Source organism: Salinisphaera orenii subsp. halophila YIM 95161, assembly GCF_003732545.1.
In the GTDB taxonomy this organism is placed as follows: Bacteria; Pseudomonadota; Gammaproteobacteria; order Nevskiales; family Salinisphaeraceae; genus Salinisphaera; species Salinisphaera orenii_A.
The window spans coordinates 1-1,366 of the sequence record NZ_AYKF01000020.1 but is presented as its reverse complement, the minus strand read 5'-3'; the positions used below and the strand labels follow the sequence as shown (position 1 = coordinate 1,366).

Sequence of the window (1,366 nt, the reverse complement as noted above, 5' to 3'; positions counted from 1 at the left end):
CCCCACCACGATGCCGAAGACGATACCCATCACGCGGCACCGCCCGGCTCAGAGATCGCTTCCATCAGAACCTGTCGATATATGTTTATGCCATAAATTATCATTCTATTACCCACAGGGGTATATTGAGGCTGTGCCATACAGGGAGATCGCCATGCACGGATCCAAGCACTGGCTCCTGACAGCGGCCATGATCGCCACCGGCTCAGCGGCAGCCCAGCCTTCGGGCCAGACCATCGCCAACGAGGGCCTCGGCAGCGATGCCGCGCCCTGCACCAGCTGTCACGGCGCCGACGGCGGCGGCAACCCGGCCGCCGGCTTCCCCCGCCTGGCCGGCATCGGTGCCCGATATCTCTCCGAACAGCTCGACGCCTTCGCCAGCGGCGCGCGCGACAACGCTGTGATGAAGCCGATCGCCCAGGCACTGTCCGAGGCCCAGCGCCTGCTCGCCCTCCTGCTCGAGCACTATCCGAACCGCGCGCTCACGGACTTTCAGGTATATGATTTGCCTGCTTTCCTGGCTCTCCAGTCTCTTACGAGCTGGAACTTACGACGACCCCGAGGCGGCTCAGTCTAAGGCTCCCTATCGCAGACTAAAGAAGGTACGCGTGTATGACGCTGTGACTACATAGACGTAGGCATTTTGTCGCAGACCCTGGCAGTACTAAGAACTTATCCGTGAATAATATTGGCTTTCAGCTTGACCTTGCGAAAAGCCATGATGGCGGCGGCCAAGTGGTTAAGTGCGACAAAACTGCGATCGAGCTTCTCGTAGCGCACTAGCAGTTTTCGGAAGCGATTGAACCAGCTATGCGCGACTTCAACGACCCATCGGCGCGCCTGTTTGTGGGGATGCCTTTGAAGATCGATGGCTTCCTGAGCTCGACCTTGGACATGCGGAATGTAGCCGTGGGCCTGGATCGTTTGCCGGGCCGCGGTACCGCGATAGCCGGCATCGGCACACAAGTGCTTACTTGATTAGGTCTGAAACTCAGCCAGCCTGAGCCGATCTTCGGCCCAGGGTGTCGTGGTCGCGGCAGCGCGGATGAGCCGCGGCAGGATAGAACGCAGGTCATAGCGGCGATTGAAGCGGTACTGAAAGTCGGCCAGATAACGCGATGCATCCTCGGCGAACTTGAAGGCGTGATAGGTGCCAGTGATCGCGTTCTTGAGGTTGCCCAGCAGGATGTTGACCCATCGAAACTCGGGATGGGTGGCCGACGCCCGGCCGGAACCGGTCACAATCGCGAGATGGCTGGCCACTTCCGCCCGCAAGGCACGAAACGCCGGCAGGCCGTCGGAGACGGCCTGCGTTTCGGCGGCTAACGACTCGTTGGCCCAATCGGCGATCGCCGCTGAGGTGAAC

2 protein-coding genes and 1 pseudogene are annotated in these 1,366 nt (G+C 60.5%); 1 reads left to right on the top strand and 2 read right to left on the bottom strand.

The genetic code is table 11. The annotated features are described in order from the left end of the window. Window positions 1-154: 154 nt before the first annotated feature. Window positions 155-577 carry a c-type cytochrome gene (locus tag SAHL_RS02175; protein ID WP_123589778.1) on the top strand — a complete coding sequence of 141 codons (423 nt, stop codon included), beginning with the start codon at window positions 155-157 and terminating at the stop codon, window positions 575-577. A gap of 95 nt (window positions 578-672) precedes the next feature. Here SAHL_RS02175 and SAHL_RS02170 read toward each other — a convergent pair. After that, window positions 673-972: pseudogene (locus SAHL_RS02170) on the bottom strand (transposase); the annotation flags it as partial. A gap of 6 nt (window positions 973-978) precedes the next feature. Next, window positions 979-1,366: transposase (locus SAHL_RS18100; RefSeq protein WP_148045453.1), on the bottom strand; the 388-nt coding region annotated here is incomplete at its 5' end.

Coding starts and splice junctions, on each gene's coding strand:
- SAHL_RS02175 (WP_123589778.1), top strand. CDS start 155: ATGCACGGATCCAAGCACTGGCTCCTGACAGCGGCCATGATCGCCACC.